General features: G+C 61.6%; 9 protein-coding genes and 1 rRNA gene. 8 read left to right on the top strand and 2 right to left on the bottom strand.

Annotated features, from left to right (window positions below; translation table 11 throughout):
* Positions 1-6 precede the first annotated feature (6 nt).
* The 7 genes from rrf (at position 7) to GTP58_RS30690 (ending at position 10,703) form a co-directional block, all read left to right on the top strand.
* Positions 7-119, top strand: a 5S ribosomal RNA gene (gene rrf / locus GTP58_RS30720).
* 140 nt (positions 120-259) lie between these two features.
* Positions 260-1,342 (top strand): substrate-binding domain-containing protein, encoded by a 1,083-nt coding sequence (locus GTP58_RS30715; protein ID WP_161080712.1) that lies wholly within the window; start codon positions 260-262, stop codon positions 1,340-1,342.
* Positions 1,339-2,826: a sugar ABC transporter ATP-binding protein gene (locus GTP58_RS30710; RefSeq protein WP_161080711.1), complete on the top strand. Its 1,488-nt coding sequence runs from the start codon at positions 1,339-1,341 to the stop codon at positions 2,824-2,826. Before GTP58_RS30715 ends, GTP58_RS30710 begins: the two co-directional genes overlap by 4 nt.
* 28 nt (positions 2,827-2,854) lie before the next feature.
* A complete protein-coding gene (locus GTP58_RS30705; RefSeq protein ID WP_161080710.1) occupies positions 2,855-3,847 on the top strand; it encodes an ABC transporter permease in 993 nt (330 codons plus the stop codon).
* Between the two features lie 92 nt (positions 3,848-3,939).
* Complete coding sequence (locus GTP58_RS30700) at positions 3,940-5,553, top strand: glycoside hydrolase family 3 protein (protein WP_161080709.1); 1,614 nt, start codon at positions 3,940-3,942, stop codon at positions 5,551-5,553.
* 112 nt (positions 5,554-5,665) lie between these two features.
* Positions 5,666-8,302 carry a TonB-dependent receptor gene (locus GTP58_RS30695; RefSeq protein WP_229215817.1) on the top strand — a complete coding sequence of 879 codons (2,637 nt, stop codon included), beginning with the start codon at positions 5,666-5,668 and terminating at the stop codon, positions 8,300-8,302.
* Between the two features lies 1 nt (position 8,303).
* Positions 8,304-10,703, top strand: coding sequence for a family 20 glycosylhydrolase (locus GTP58_RS30690; RefSeq protein ID WP_161080708.1), 2,400 nt, complete (start codon positions 8,304-8,306; stop codon positions 10,701-10,703).
* On the opposite strand, the gene GTP58_RS30685 is transcribed toward GTP58_RS30690, so the two are convergent.
* The gene (locus tag GTP58_RS30685) at positions 10,687-11,472 is read right to left on the bottom strand and encodes a helix-turn-helix transcriptional regulator (protein WP_161080707.1); all 786 of its coding nucleotides are present in this window, start codon (positions 11,470-11,472) and stop codon (positions 10,687-10,689) included. The genes GTP58_RS30690 and GTP58_RS30685 overlap by 17 nt on opposite strands.
* A 23-nt stretch (positions 11,473-11,495) precedes the next feature.
* Positions 11,496-12,770 carry an MFS transporter gene (locus GTP58_RS30680; RefSeq protein ID WP_229215816.1) on the bottom strand — a complete coding sequence of 425 codons (1,275 nt, stop codon included), beginning with the start codon at positions 12,768-12,770 and terminating at the stop codon, positions 11,496-11,498.
* 128 nt (positions 12,771-12,898) lie between these two features.
* Between GTP58_RS30680 and GTP58_RS30675 the strand changes: the two genes are divergently transcribed.
* Positions 12,899-14,935, top strand: a complete 2,037-nt coding sequence (locus GTP58_RS30675) for an esterase-like activity of phytase family protein (protein ID WP_161080706.1) — start codon at positions 12,899-12,901, stop codon at positions 14,933-14,935.
* Positions 14,936-14,953: the final 18 nt, after the last annotated feature.

Here is a 14,953-nt window from a genome sequence, read left to right as displayed (position 1 = left end):
TCAAAGCTTGATGACCATAGCAAGTCAGTCCCACCCCTTCCCATCCCGAACAGGACCGTGAAATGACTCTGCGCCGATGATAGTGCTGCAACCAGTGTGAAAGTAGGTTATCGTCAAGCTAGTTATAAGAAAGAAACCCCACCAGGCCGGTCCTGTGTGGGGTTTTTTTTCGTCTTTATGTTGACACTGCCTATAAAACACCTATACTACCCATTCAATTACCTAGTATATTTGATAGTAGTAAATTTAAAGGTGAAAAATGGGTACTCGGTGGGCAAAATGGTGTCTGATCGGTATGTTGACGGCGATGCTGAGCGCGCACGCTCAAGCGCCAATACCGGCATCGCGTGGACACCACGGCGAAACACCTACTTCCTATACCCAGATAACACTCAGGCCAGCTGATACTGCTCAGCTCAAAGGCAAAGGCTACCGTGCAGCGCTGGTACTGCACACCAGTTCGGATTTCTCCAGCGCCCTGGTGGCCGGCGCACGCAAGGCTTTTGATGAGATGGGTATTACCGTTGTCGCCGTCACCGACGCTGACATGGACCCAAAAAAGCAGCGTACCGACCTGGAAACCGTCATGGCGCTCAAGCCGGACCTGATCGCCTCGCTGGTGATTGATCCGGTATCGGGCGCGGTAGCGTTCCGCCCGGTGGTGGCCGCCGGCGTGAAGCTGGTCTTCATCAGCAATGTGCCGCAGGGCTTTGTGCCTGGCCGCGATTATGCCGGCATCGTCACGGACGACTATCTCGCCATGGGCCGCACCGCCGCCGAGGTGCTGGCCAACAGCATCCAGGGCAAAGGTGAAGTCGCGCTGATCTACCATGCGGCCAATTACTTCGTGACCAATCAGCGCGACAACGCCGTCAAGCAGGCATTGGCGCGCTATCCCGGCATACGCCTGGTCGCAACGCGCGGCATCGCCAATCAGCAGGATGGCGAAGCGATCGCCTCGGCCATCCTGACGCAGTTCCCGCATGTCTCGGCGATTTACGCGCCGTGGGACAGCATTGCAGAAGGCGTGACCGCCGCAGCGCGCGCCGCTGGCCGGCCTGACCTGAAAGTGGTGACCATGGACCTCGGCGCCGCCAATGCACTGGACATGGTCAAAGGCGGCAACATGGCCGGCATCGTCAGCGATCTGCCTTACGATATGGGCGTGACGGTGGCGCGCATGGGCGGCCTGGCTTTGCTGGGCCGGAGTACGCCGCCGTTCGTCACGGTGGATGCGCTGCGTGTGGACAGCGCCAATCTCACCAGCCAGTGGCAGCGCGCGCTGCGACGTCCTTTGCCTGCGGCCGTGGTGCAAGCCGCTGCCAGAAAGGCCTTGCGATGAAGCCTGTCCTCAAAGCGGTGAATGTGCACAAGCAGTTTGGCGCAAGCGCCGTGCTGCGCGGCGTGCACTTTGAACTCGAGCGTGGCCAGGTACACGCGGTACTGGGCTCCAACGGCGCGGGCAAATCCACGCTAATGAACATCTTCAGCGGCATCCTGGCGCCGGACTGTGGCGAACTGCTGCTCGATGGCGTACCGTGCTACTTCGCCGACGCCCGCGCCGCACGCCGTGAAGGCATCGCCATGGTGCACCAGGAACTGAGTCTGGTCCCCGCAATGACGGTCGCCGAGAACATCTTCCTGACGCGCTGGAACGATGGCTGGACAAAGTTTGTCGATGAAGCCGCGATGATGCGCGCTGCCGCTGCGCTGCTGGCACGCTTTGAGATCGTGCTCGATCCGCAGCAGGTCGTCAGTGAGCTGACGCGCGCCCAACAACAGCTGCTGGAAATCGCCAAAGCACTCAGCGGCAAGGTGCGCGTGCTGATACTCGATGAACCCAGCGCCAACCTGTCGGCTGCGGAGCTGGAGCTGCTTTACCAGACGGTACGCCGCCTGTCGCTGCAAGGGCTGGCGATCATCTACATCACGCACCGTTTGCGCGACGTGTTTGAAGTGTGCGATGCGCTCAGCATTCTGCGTGACGGCCGCATACAGCATATGCTGCCCGTCGACGCCACCAGTCCACAAGCGGTGCTGACACTGCTGGCCGCGCAACTGCCAGCCGACTGGGTACCGCGCAAACACATGCCGATGCAGGAAGCTGCACCACTGCTGCAACTGCATGCGGAGGACGAACGGCATCCTGCACTGACGGTCGTTCCCGGCCAGATTGTCGGCCTGAGTGGCGACAGCGCCAGCGCACTGCTGGAAACCATCTTCGGCCTGCAGCCGCTGACCGACTACACGCTGTCCCTGTGTGGCCATGCGGTGCAGATCAGCCATCCATCGGAAGCCATCACGCATGGCCTGCATCTGGTGCCGGGCGACCGTCGCCGCGCTGGCCTGGTGATGGATTTGAGCGTCTCCGAAAATATCCTGCTGTCGCTGTTTGAACGCATCAGCAGCAGCTTGCTGATTGACGAAGCGCGCGGACAGCGGATAGTCAGCGGCCTGCTGCATCGCCTGGGATGGAGGGCAGACGATCCGGCACGCGAAGCGCGCGAGCTGTCCGGTGGCCACCAGCAGAAAGTGTTGATGGCGCGTGCGCTCAGCACGGAAGGACGCATCCTGCTGCTGGACGAACCAGGCAACGGCATGGATGTGCAAGCGCAGGCCATGCTGTGGCAAACCGTGCGCCACTACGCGGAGCAGGGCAATGCGGTGCTCATGGCGAGCACCGATGCGGCGATGCTGGCGGCTGTCTGCGATACCTGTCACGTGGTCGACAGCAACGGCATAGGCCCGCCGCTTGCCGCCGCCGCAGGGCAGCACGCTTTACTGGGAGCGCTGCATGGAACACCGGTCGTCACGCGATACCAATAATAAATCGGGGAAGAGTATGGAGATTTCGATGCAAACCAACGCCGCACCGGCAGAGAACAGTGGCGCCACGCCAGCGGCGCCGCGCCGCAGCCGCGACTGGCGCCCGTTGCTGATCTATGTGGTGTTCATCGGCCTGTTCCTGCTGTTCGCGATAACGCTGCACGAACGCGGCTTCCTCAGCGAGAACAACCTGATGAACATTGCGCGTCAGAGCGCGATGATCGCGATTATGGCCGTCGGCATGACCTTCGTGCTGTCAGCGGCGGAGATCGATCTCTCTTTCGGTGCGGTGGTCGCGCTGTCCGCGGTAACGGCGGCGCTGCTGCTGCCATATGGTGTGGTGCCGGCGGTGGTGGGCGCGTTGGCGGCAGGCGCCGTATGTGGACTGGTGAACGGCGCACTGGTGAGCCGCATCGCGATTCCTTCTTTCCTGGTGACGCTGGGAACCGCGGGCATCATCACCGGCATCACGCGCTGGATCAGCGGACTGCAATCGATCCCGGTCGATAACGACGTATTCGCCTTCATCTTCGGCTCTGGCGATATCGGCCCCGTACCTGTGCTGTTCCTGTGGATGGTGGCGATCGTGGCGCTGGGCCATGTGGTGCTGCGCAAATCGGCTTTCGGCAAAGCGGTATTGGCCAGCGGCGGCAACAAGCTCGCGGCGACCTATGCCGGCATCAATGTCGGCCGCGTGAAAATGTGGGTGCTGCTACTGAATGCCTTGCTGGCATCCCTGGCCGGCATTCTGTACGCGGGCCGTTTGCACAGCGCCCGCTACACACTGGGCGAAAATGATCTGATGATGGTGCTGACCGCCGTCATCATCGGCGGTACCCACCTGTTCGGCGGCAAAGGCAGCGTCGTTGGCGCATTGGTGGGCGCACTGATTATGGGGATGGTCAACAACGGCCTGATCCTGATGGGGCTGGACATCGACCAGCAGCTCATCCTGCGCGGCGTAATTATCATTTGCGCCGTCACACTGACCAGCGGCAGATTGCGACGACCACGTCGCTGACACAACACCGCTTTTCTTTTCTCACCTTCGCTGTTTTCAGGCCGCGCGCTGCGCGGTCAGGGCAGCCTTACGCCTGAAATTTGGAGCACGCTATGTTTTCAGCCTACCGGGACCGCGCGGCCTTGCATATCCGCGACTGGACTCTGGAACAAAAAGTCGGACAGTTATTCATCCTTGCCTTTCCCGGCAGAGACGCCGCCGTAGTCAAACCGCTCATCGAACGCTATCGCCTTGGCGGCTGCTATCTGAGCCAGGACAACGCCGCAACCTTTACAGAGGCCCGTCAGTTGACGGAAGACCTGGCGCACCTCAACCTGGCGGCCGGCAGCCGTCTGCCCATGCTGCTGGGCGTTGACCAGGAGGGGGCGTGGAGTGTGCTGATGCCGGAATCCACCACGGGACCGGGCAATCTGGCGCTGGGCCAAGCCGATGACGTCAACCTCACCGCCGCCATGTACCGCGTATTTGCCGATGAAATGCGCTCGGCCGGCTTCAACTGCGTGCTGGGGCCATGTGCCGATGTGAACTTTCAGTCCGAATCGCCGATCATCGACGTGCGTGCGTTTGGCAGCGAGCCTGCGCTGGTGGCACGCCATGTGATGGCAGCGGTGGAAGGCGTACATCAAGGCCAGCTGGCCGCTTGTGCCAAACACTTTCCAGGCCACGGCTCGACTGCCGCGGACAGTCACCGTGACATGCCGGTGGTGGACAAATCGCTGGCGGAATTGCTGGCGCAAGATCTGCTGCCATTCAAGGCAGCGGTGGATGCGGGTGTGGATCTGATGATGACATCGCATATCCGGTATCCGCAGGTCGATGCGCAGCATCCGGCCACGTTGTCGGCGCCCATCCTGCGTGGCCTGCTGCGCGAACAGCTGGGCTTTGAGGGCATCGTCATTTCCGACAGCATGAACATGGGCGCGATCCGCCGCAACTATGCGCCGGTGGATGCGGCGGTACTGGCCTTCCAGTCCGGCATCGACATGATGATGCTGTCGGAAGAACACTACGACCATCAACCGGATTATCTGGAACGCCAGCTGGCGATGATCGCCGCGCTGGTGGATGCCGTGCGCGATGGCCGCTGGAGCGAACAGGAACTCGACAGCATTGTGCAGCGTGTCGTGGCCTTCAAGCTGGCGCGCCTAACGGATGTGCAGCACTACCAGCCCTTCAACATGCGGGAACATCAGGCGTTGGCACAGCGTGCCGCGCTGGCGGCAACGGAAGTGCTGATCGATCCATCACACCATTTGCCGGTGGACGCCGCACTTGAAGTGTTCCTGATCCAGACCGCGCCACAGGCAGCCTATCAGCGCCTGATGAATGCGCGTGGCATTGGACCCAATCAGTCCATGCCCGCTTTCAATGTGCTGGCCGACGCCTGGTTCGGCGCGCACAAGCAGCTGTATGCCCATTCGCTGACCTATGAGGCAGCACTGGACTGGGTACGCCGCATCCGCGCGCGTCCCCACATGCTGGCAGTCGCAGTGCTGGAGAACTACCCACTGCCCGGCGAAGATTTTCCGCAGCACGAAGCACAAGCCTTGCTGGTCAAGCTGTCCGAAGTTTTCGGCGCCCAGCTGATGGTGATTAGTTTGCGTAACCCGGCGGTGCAGGTACCGCTGGGCGCTACGCATATTTGTACTTACGGAAGCCGTCCCTGCAGCGCACAGGCGGCGGCACGAGTTGCCCTGGGAGTGTGAGCCAGGGAATAGGAATGCGCGTTACGTTCAATAACAAACAGGGGGAACACCAATGTTGTACTTGAAGACGAGTAAAACCATGATGTGTGTAGCAGTTGCCAGTGCATGTGCGATGTCTGTACCGGCCGTGCAAGCGCAAGAGGGCGATGCCACTGCGGCACCCGCTGCAGCAGCAGATCAGATCAAGGCACCAAGCGATACCTTGCAGGAGGTGACCGTCAGCGCCACGCGCCATTCGAGCGCGCTGCTGAAAACACCGCTGGCCGTGTCGGCGGTAACGCAGGAAAGCCTGACCCGTGCCGGCATTACCGATGTGCGCGGCCTGTCTGGCGCCGTGCCCAATCTGCAGCTGTCGACTGCCGTGGACTCCGGCGTGCAGATCGCCATTCGTGGCATCAGCACCAAGAACTTTACCGAGGCCTCCGACCCGTCGGTAGGCTTGCATGTGGCGGGGCTGTATTCGCCGCGGCCGCAGGGCGCGCTGGCGCTGCTGTTCGACCTCGATCAGGTTGAGGTATTGCGCGGCCCGCAGGGGACGCTGTTTGGCCGCAACTCCACCGGCGGTAGTATCAACATCATTCCAGCCAAGCCGGAATTCGGTTCGACCTACGGCAGCACGGTGCTGGATGTGGGCAGCTACCGCAAGCGCCAGGTTAACGTGATCCAGAATATTGCGGTCAGCGATACCTTTGCGCTACGCGGCACTTTCATGAAAATCAAGCGCGATGGCTGGATCAATCAGACGCAGGATTTCACGGATGTGAACATGCCGTCCAAAGGCTTTATTGCCGACGGCATCCCGGATGTAGACCAGCGTTTCAACAGCAAGGTTGATCCTTCCGACTACTACACCAACAAAAAGGAATGGGCGGGACGCTTGTCGGCGCGCTGGAAGCCAGTCAACGATGTGGAATGGCTGCTGTCATATGAACGCTATCAGAACTCCGGTGCGGGTAATCTCTTCATCAAGGATTGCGACCAGGCTGCAGGTACCCGCTTCGCCTGTCCGGGGAGCCAGTGGGATGTGAAGATCAACCTGCCGGGCAAGATCGATATGTCGATCAACACCATCCGCTCCAATCTGACCTGGGATCTGGACAAGAACAACCGCATCGAATACAGTCTGGCGCACGCGATTCAGAAACGCACGCAGCAGACCGACGATGATGCCGGCTACCATCCGCTGGAAAGCCAGGTCGATGTGCGCCTGCCGGTGCCTGCCGGAGGCAATGGCGGCACCTGGCCGGTCCTCGACACCAACTCGCGCACGCTGGATTCCAAATACGTCTCGGATGTGCACGAGCTGCAGCTGAAGCAGAACTATGATGCGTGGCAGACGGTCTACGGCGCCTTCTACATGAAGGAAAAGAACCAGATCAACTACGCGCAGGAGTTCCTGGCGATGGCGCCATATGGCTATCCGATCAGCCAGTACTACAACCAGCCGGACGTTCAGGTGATCGCCAAGGCGCTGTACGCGCAGACGGACTGGAAGTTCGCGCCGACGTGGACCGCCACGTTCGGCGGCCGTATGAGCTGGGATACCAAGATCAATAACAATGGCAAGGTGTTTGGCGGCGACTGGGACCCATCCAAACCCGCGTACTACAACGGCTTGTTCAATCCGGGCATTCCGGGTACGCCCGGTTTCGCGGCGCACAATGGCAATCAGCTCACCAACGGCATGGGGCCATTGGCGGGAACGGGCGCGTATGCCTTGTATCCCGGTCCTGCGGTCAACACGAACCAGCAAAGCTGGAAGCACTTCACTTATCGTCTGGGCTTGATGAAGCAGCTGACGCCTTCCGACATGGTCTACACCTCGCTGTCCACTGGCTATAAGTCGGGCGGCTTCTCGGACCAGGATGACGCGTGCGGCGGCAAGACCTGTGTGGATGGTCCGGCTGGTCCGCACATCACCTTCTTCCCATGGGGACCGGAGACGGTGACCAATCTGGAGCTGGGCTACAAAGGCCGCTTCCTGGAAAACCGCATGAACCTGTCGGCCACCCTGTTCTACAGCCGCTACAAGGACAAGCAGGAATACGGCCAGTTCTTTTCGGCGCTGGTGAAAACCGATACGCCATGTCCGGCCGCCAACCCCACCTGTAACGTCATCATCAAGGGCATGACCAAGAACGTGGGGGTGGTGGATATTCCTGGCCTGGAGCTGGAGATGGATTACAAGCCATGGCATGGTGCGCGTCTGGGCGCCAGCTTCTCGTACATCAATTCGAAGATGCGCGACTATCCGACTTACAGCGATAACTACGGCTGCGGCTTCCGCGCGGAGTATGGCGCCGTGCCTTGTCCGCCGATGTATTCGGGCACTGATCCTACGCTGGTGGGCAAGCAGATCTACGATATCACGGGCAATCACCTGACGTTCTCGCCGAAGTACACGGCATCGGTGAACTTCTCGCAGAATATCAACCTGCCGCATGACTATGTGCTGGTGCCCTGGATTTCGGTGAAGTGGCAGGACAAGATGTACTTCACGCTGCGCAATCTGGACAACCCGCATATGTCGGATGCACAGAAGGCCTATTCGACGGTCGATGGTTCGCTCAAGCTGATTGGCCCGAACAACTGGTACGCGGAGCTGTATGGTTTGAACCTGACCGATACGCGTTCCAAGAACGCGGCCAACTTCTACAGCGGCTTTGGTGCGAACAATGCCGGTGGTTTCGTGCGCGCTTCGTGGAATGACCCGCGTACGGTTGGCCTGCGTGTCGGAGTGAGCTACTGATATGCCGCACCTGAAGCTGACCTGGGCCTGTCTGGGCAATGACGCTGATGGTGCCGGCTTTTCAGCGCGCCTGCAACTGCTGGCGCTGCGGGATTTGCCTGCGGGCGGTTGGGCGCTGTACTTCAATACCTGCCGGCCGCCTGATCTATCGCGGCTGGCCGGCGAGGTCCGTCTGCGCCATCCGGGCGGCGACCTGTTTTGCCTTGAGCCGGCAGCATCCTTTGCCGGCCTGCCGGAGGGGCAGGTGCTGGAGATAGGGTATTGGTCGGCTGGGTATGCGATCAGCGTGACAGATGCGCCGCTGGGGTTCTATCTGGTGCTCGATGGCGAGGTGTCGCCATTGGGCGATCCCTTGATCGAGCCGTTTGTCACCGCCGCCCAATTGCATCGGGGTGCAGGGGATCTGGTACCCGCCAGTACGCCGGCCTCGCGTTATGCGGCGCAGGCGGAGGTGGGGAGTCCGGAGGCGCTACAGCCTTTTACGCCGGCGCCGCTATCATGGCAGCCGGGCGAAGGAGGGTTGCGGCTTGAGGCGGACATGCAGATCGTCTATCAGGATGGACTGGCGTCGGAGGCGCGCTTGCTGCAAGCGCTGCTGCGTGAACAGCATGCGCTGGCGCTGGAGTGCGTCACGGAAGCTGGCAGCAACGGCATTGCGTTACGCATGGGCGAGCCGGGTCTGCACGCGGCGACGCACGAAGGGTATCGCCTGGAGATCACGGCACATGGCGCTGTGGTATGCGGCGCTGGGGCGCATGGTGTGGCGAATGGCATACAAAGCCTGCTTCAGATGCTGTCACCAGCTGCGACGCTACCGCTGGGCGAAGTGCTGGATGCGCCACGCTATGCCTATCGCGGCTTGATGCTGGACGTGGCGCGGCATTTCGTCGGCAAGCAATCGGTGTTGCGCCTGCTGGATGATATGGCGCGCTACAAACTCAATACGCTGCATTTGCATCTCAGCGACGATGAAGGCTGGCGTGTGGAGATAGCGGCCTTGCCCGAGTTGACCGAGGTTGGCGGACAGCGTGGCTATGCACAGCCGCAGGAGCAGGCGCTGTGTGCTTCGTTTGGCTCCGGGCCGGATGCGGCGACATCAGCGGGCAGCGGCTTTTACAGCCGCGCGGATTTCATCGACATCCTGCGCCATGCGCGACAGCGTCACATCACGGTGCTGCCGGAGATCGATGTGCCGGGCCACGCGCGCGCCGCGATCAAGTCGATGGATGCGCGCTATCGCCGCTTGATGGCGCAAGGGCAGCCAGCGGAGGCGGAGGAATATCTGCTGTCCGATCCCGATGACCACTCGGTGTACCAGTCCGTGCAGCTGTGGCGCGACAACGTGATGTGCGTTGCGCAGCCAGGCTGCTTGCGCTTTGTCGCGACCGTGCTGGGTGAACTGCGGTCGATGTATGCCGAAGCGGGGGCGCCGCTCACCACGGTGCACACTGGCGGCGACGAGGTGCCGGATGGGGCCTGGCTGGCATCGCCGCTATGCCGTGCGCTGATGGCGCAGCACGGCCTGCAGACCACGGCGCAAGTGCAGGAATACTTCTTCGGACGATTGCGCACGCTGGTACATGGACTGGATTTACAACTCGCGGGTTGGGAGGAGATGGCAACCATCGATGGCAAGGACGGCAAGCCGCAACCGAATCCGCGCTTCCTTGATGCGCCCGTGCGTAGCTACGTCTGGCACAGCGCCTGGGGCAAGGGCCGGGAAGATCTGGCCTATCAACTGGCGAATGCCGGCTACCCCGTCGTGCTGTGCAATGCGGACCGTTTGTACCTGGACCTGGCCTGCGCCAAAGATCCCGCGGAGCCAGGGTATTACTGGGGCGGTTTCCCGGATCTGCGCCACGTGCTGGAGTTCTGTCCCGAAGATATCTACCGCAATGCGCCCTACGATTTGATGGGCCAGGCGGTCGATGCCGAAGCACTCAGCAACATGGTGCTGCTGACGGCAACGGGGCGGCGCAATCTGCTGGGGATACAGGCGCACTTGTGGGGCGAGAATGTGCGCAGTGTCGAGCGCATGGATTATCTGCTGTTCCCACGGTTGCTGGCCGTGGCGGAATGTGCGTGGTGCGAGCGTCCGGCCATGTGGGCGGAATTCGCGCACCGGCTGACATGCCATGCGTTGCCGCAGCTGGACCGGTTGGGCGTGCTGTACCGCTTGCCGCCGCCCGGCGTGCAACTGAGTGACGGTATGGTCCGCATCAACAGCGAGCTGCCGGGACTGACCTTGCGCTATACGCTGGATGGCCGCGAGCCGGACGAGCATGCGGCGCAGTACACCCAGCCGTTCGCATTGCCGTCGGCGGTAAGGGAGTTGAGGGTCGCGGCCTTCAGCAGCACCGGCCGCAAGGGCCGCAGCAGCGTGCTTAGTTGGACAGGCTGATAAGGTAGTTGCGCAGGTTGATGCCCTTGTTGGTGATGCCCAACTTGGCGCGCAGGCTGTTGCGGTGGTTCTCGACCGTCTTCGACGCCACGCTCAGGCTTTGCGCGATTTCCTTGGTCGACTTGCCGACCTTGATGAACTTGGCCACCTGGATTTCGGACGGCGTCAGCAAAGAGTAGATGTGGTTTTCCAGCTCCACATCTTCCGTCACGGCCGAGCGCACCATGCCTTCGATCAGGTCCAGGCACATCAGCAAAATAGGATCGGTCAGCGACGACTTCACGGCCTGAATCTGAGGCAGGTGCTGGTTGCGGATGCGGTCCAGCACACCGTCCACATCGCCGCTGGTTTGCCATTCGTGGAACTCGGTCAGGGTTTCGGTCAGGCTGTAGAACCTGGCGAAGTCCGGGCTGGGGTAGTGCTCGTCGGTGGACTCTTCTTCCACATTGCCCACCTGGATGCTCCACAAATCCTGGTCCACGCGCAGCAGGTGCAGTTTCAGGTCGCGATTGAAGAACTTCCAGCCGTCCGCACCGGTGACCGAGGTACGGATCAATGCCTTGATCGCATCCAGATTATCCTGCCCGATCAGGAACACGAAATGATCCAGGCTGGTCGCCTGCTGGTGCGACGGATAGTTGTGCGTGACGATCGCTCCGCTACTGGAAAAGCTGATGACGTAGATATGGCGATAGGCGAGTACATGCCGCAACGCCTTGATTTGCGTCTCCAGCTGCGTAACGAGGGAAGTGTCGTGATCTGGGTTCATGGTCCTGCATGCATTCGAAACGGTCAGGCTGGGCTTGCTGCGGCAGCAGCCTGGGGTGGCTTACCCGGCAGCGCCACCGACAAGGTCAGCAGCAGCGAGGGCAACGCGGCCAGCAAGCCCCAGATGAAAAAGTCGTGATAGCCGAGCCAAGTCTGGATTTTACCACTGACCATGGTCGATAGTACCAGTCCCAGCTGCATGATGCCGGTGCCCAGCGCGTAGTGGGCGGCCGGGTATTTGCCCGGTGCTACCACTTGCATCATATACATCACGAGGCCCGCGAAACCGAAGCCGAAGCCGAACATCTCCGCGCTCAGGACTGCGGTAATCAGGGTCAGGCTGGTGGGCAGCGCCATGCTCAGGTAGCAAAAGGTCAGCGTAGGCAGGTTCATCGCCACAATCAGCGGAAACATCGCCCGCCGCAGTCCCAGCCAGGCGCCAAAGTAGCCGCCGAGGATGCTGCCGACGATGTACGCCACGGTCGAGAAACTGCCGTAGGCGATGCCCATGTCCAGCGTGCTCATGCCCAGGCCGCCATTGCTGCGCGCGTCGATGAGGAACAAGCGGCCGATGGTCTGCACCTGTCCTTCGGCCATGCGGAACAGCAGCACGAACAGGATGGCGGTGCCGATGCCGGGTTTGCGCAGGAAACTCCGGAGCACATCGGCGCTGGTGCGCCACAGCTGGCCGCGCGCTGCGGTGGCGGTATCGGCTGGCGCTGCCCAGCAGTGATAGGCCGCCAGCAGCAGCAGCACGCCGCCGGGCAAAGCCAGCGCGGCCTGCCAGGCGCGATGCACGCCATAGCGCGCTTCCAGCTCGCCTGCCAGCACCACCAGGGCACCCTGCACGAACAGGCGGCCGCCATTCCAGAACGTGCTGAGCCAGCCCGAGTACATGGCTTGCTGGCGTGGCGTGAGCTGGCTGATGTACAGGCCGTCTGCGGCCACGTCATGGCTGGCGGAGGCCAGCGACAGCAACGCCAGCATGGCGACGCTGAAGGTAAAGAATCCCGGACCGCCCAGCGCGAGCGCGGCGCCCAGCAGGCAGGCGCCGCCCAAGGCCTGGAAGGCGGCGATGGTCCACTTTTTACCGGGCAGCATTTCCAGCAGGGGACTCCACAAGGGTTTGACCACCCATGCCATACCCAGAAGACTGGTCCACCAGGCGATCTGTTCGTTGGACACGCCCAGCCGCTTGTACATGATGGCGGCCATGGTCATCACCGTGGCATACGGCAGTCCCTGGGCGAAATACAGCGAGGGTATCCAGAACAGCAGGTGGCGTCGGACAGGTTTCAAGGCGGCGGTTCCGGTGGCAATGGTGTGGCTAGTATAGGTGTTTTATAGGTGGTGTCAATACTGTCATTACGCGGTCATGTACGATGACTAAGATTGCCGCTTTTCCAACCAAGGGTAGAGAGATAACGATGAAAAAATTCTCCTTGATGTCGCTGGCGGTGTTTTCCGTCTTGGCGGGTTGTGGCGGCAGCGATCATCCTGCAACGCCGGAACAGCCAGCCAAAGTCGCCATGGGCGGCGTGTTCCTGGACGGCGCAGTCGAGAATCTGGACTATGTGGCCGGCACGGCCGCCAAGGCCAGCACCAATGCCAAGGGCGAGTTCACCTGCTATGCCGGCGATACCGTGACCTTCAGCATAGGCGGCATCGCACTGGGCAGTGCGCCATGCGCCGCCACCATCACGCCGCTGCAGCTGGCGGGTGTGAGCGACGTCAAGGACAGCAAGGTCGTCAACCGTCTGCTGGCGCTGCAATTGCTGGATGAGGACAGCGACCCCGCCAATGGCATCAAGCTGACGGCGGATGTGAAGACCGCGCTGGCCAGCAAGTCCGCCGACTTCAACGCGGCTGCCGACGCCTTCAACACTGCCCTGAGCGCCAACCTGACCGCCGCTGGCGCCAAGTACGCCGCGCGCAGCGTGGACGACAGCCGCCGCGCACTGGTGCGCGAACACTTTGAAGATACGCTGGCATCCAAGGTCGGCACGCCCGTCAACGAAACCTTCAACCAGACCACGCCGCTGGGCGCGGTGTCGGTGACCGTGACGCGTTACCAGGTACAGGCTGCCAGCAGCTACTACGTTCCATACGAAGGCGCCAATGCCAAGGTCAAGGAAGACTTCCCGCTGGGCTTCCTGCCGTCCTACGGCTCCTCGCTGGCCTTCAAAGGCACCAACGCCAATGGCGAGCTGGAGTTCTATGGCCTGACCGACCGTGGTCCCAACGGTGACGGCCCCAACCTGCCGGCGCTGACCGGCAGCGGTGTGACCGGCGCCAAGATCTTCCCGTCGCCGAGCTTTGCGCCGGCATTTGGGGTCATCACGGTGGGCAAGAACGGCGCGGTGCTGACCTCGTCCACGCCGATCAAGGCCTCGGCCAATGTGAAGGCCAGCGGTCTGGCGATCCCGCCGGGCACGGTGGGCAATTCGGCTGAGCTGCCGGTGCTGGATGCCATGAAATATGACGCCAGCAGCAAAGCCACGTTCGATGTCAACGGCCTGGATACCGAAGCCATCGTGGTCGACAAGAAGCGCAATGTGCTGTGGGTATCGGACGAGTATGGTCCCTTCATCGTCAAGATCGATCCAGCCACTGGCATCATCCTGAACAAGTACGCACCGGGCAGCGGCTTGCCGGACATTTTCCTGAAACGCCGTGCCAACCGCGGCATGGAAGGCCTGGCGCTGGACACCAGCACCGACAAGCTGCACGGTTTCCTGCAAAGCCCGCTGACCGATGGCAGCACGCCGTATTCGGTGACGGGCAAGAGCGAGCTCATCGAACGCTTCGCGCGCTTCACACGCTGGACCGAGTTTGATCCGACCACCGGCAAGGCAGGCAAGATGTACGCCTATCCGCTGGAGGCCAGCGAGTACCAGGATGGCCGCACCGGTAACGCCAAGCTGGGCGATGTGGTTGCGCTGGGTAACGGCAAGTTCATTGTGATCGAGCAGGGCGCGGCGCCGAGCGGCAAGGTGTTCAACAAGCTGATGCTGGTGGAAATCGGCGCAGCGACCGATATCGCTGCTACGGCGTTCAACCCGGCCACTTCCGACCTGGAGAAAAGCAGCATGGGTGGCGCGGCGGTGAATGGCGCCGACTGGAAGGCAGTCACCTCGCTCAAGAAAACCCTGCTGCTGGATCTGAACGCGATCGGCTGGCTGGCAGAGAAGGCGGAAGGCCTGACCATCGTTGACGGCAATACGCTGGCGCTGGCCAACGACAACGACTTCGGCCTGAAAACCAAGGTGTTCGACGCCAACGGCAAGGCGATTGAAGACGCGGATGTCACCAAGTGCAATATCGATGCAAATGGCGTCATTGTCACCAGCAGCGCGGCGGGTTGCAACGCGGCCAACAGCATTCGCGTGGCACGTGGTGCGGACGCCGAGCGCCCAAGCCGTCTGTGGCTGATCAAGTTCGGCAAGGCGCTGACATCGTTCTGATGCCGCGCCCCCGCGGAG

This window comes from Duganella sp. CY15W (assembly GCF_009857555.1).
Classification (GTDB): domain Bacteria; phylum Pseudomonadota; class Gammaproteobacteria; order Burkholderiales; family Burkholderiaceae_D; genus Rugamonas; species Rugamonas sacchari.
This window is presented reverse-complemented; position numbering and strand designations above follow the sequence as displayed.

Bases quoted from the DNA above. Each gene is read 5' to 3' on its own strand.
- GTP58_RS30715 (WP_161080712.1), top strand. From the start codon at position 260: ATGGGTACTCGGTGGGCAAAATGGTGTCTGATCGGTATGTTGACGGCG.
- GTP58_RS30710 (WP_161080711.1), top strand. From the start codon at position 1,339: ATGAAGCCTGTCCTCAAAGCGGTGAATGTGCACAAGCAGTTTGGCGCA.
- GTP58_RS30705 (WP_161080710.1), top strand. From the start codon at position 2,855: ATGCAAACCAACGCCGCACCGGCAGAGAACAGTGGCGCCACGCCAGCG.
- GTP58_RS30700 (WP_161080709.1), top strand. From the start codon at position 3,940: ATGTTTTCAGCCTACCGGGACCGCGCGGCCTTGCATATCCGCGACTGG.
- GTP58_RS30695 (WP_229215817.1), top strand. From the start codon at position 5,666: ATGTCTGTACCGGCCGTGCAAGCGCAAGAGGGCGATGCCACTGCGGCA.
- GTP58_RS30690 (WP_161080708.1), top strand. From the start codon at position 8,304: ATGCCGCACCTGAAGCTGACCTGGGCCTGTCTGGGCAATGACGCTGAT.
- GTP58_RS30685 (WP_161080707.1), bottom strand. From the start codon at position 11,472: ATGAACCCAGATCACGACACTTCCCTCGTTACGCAGCTGGAGACGCAA.
- GTP58_RS30675 (WP_161080706.1), top strand. From the start codon at position 12,899: ATGAAAAAATTCTCCTTGATGTCGCTGGCGGTGTTTTCCGTCTTGGCG.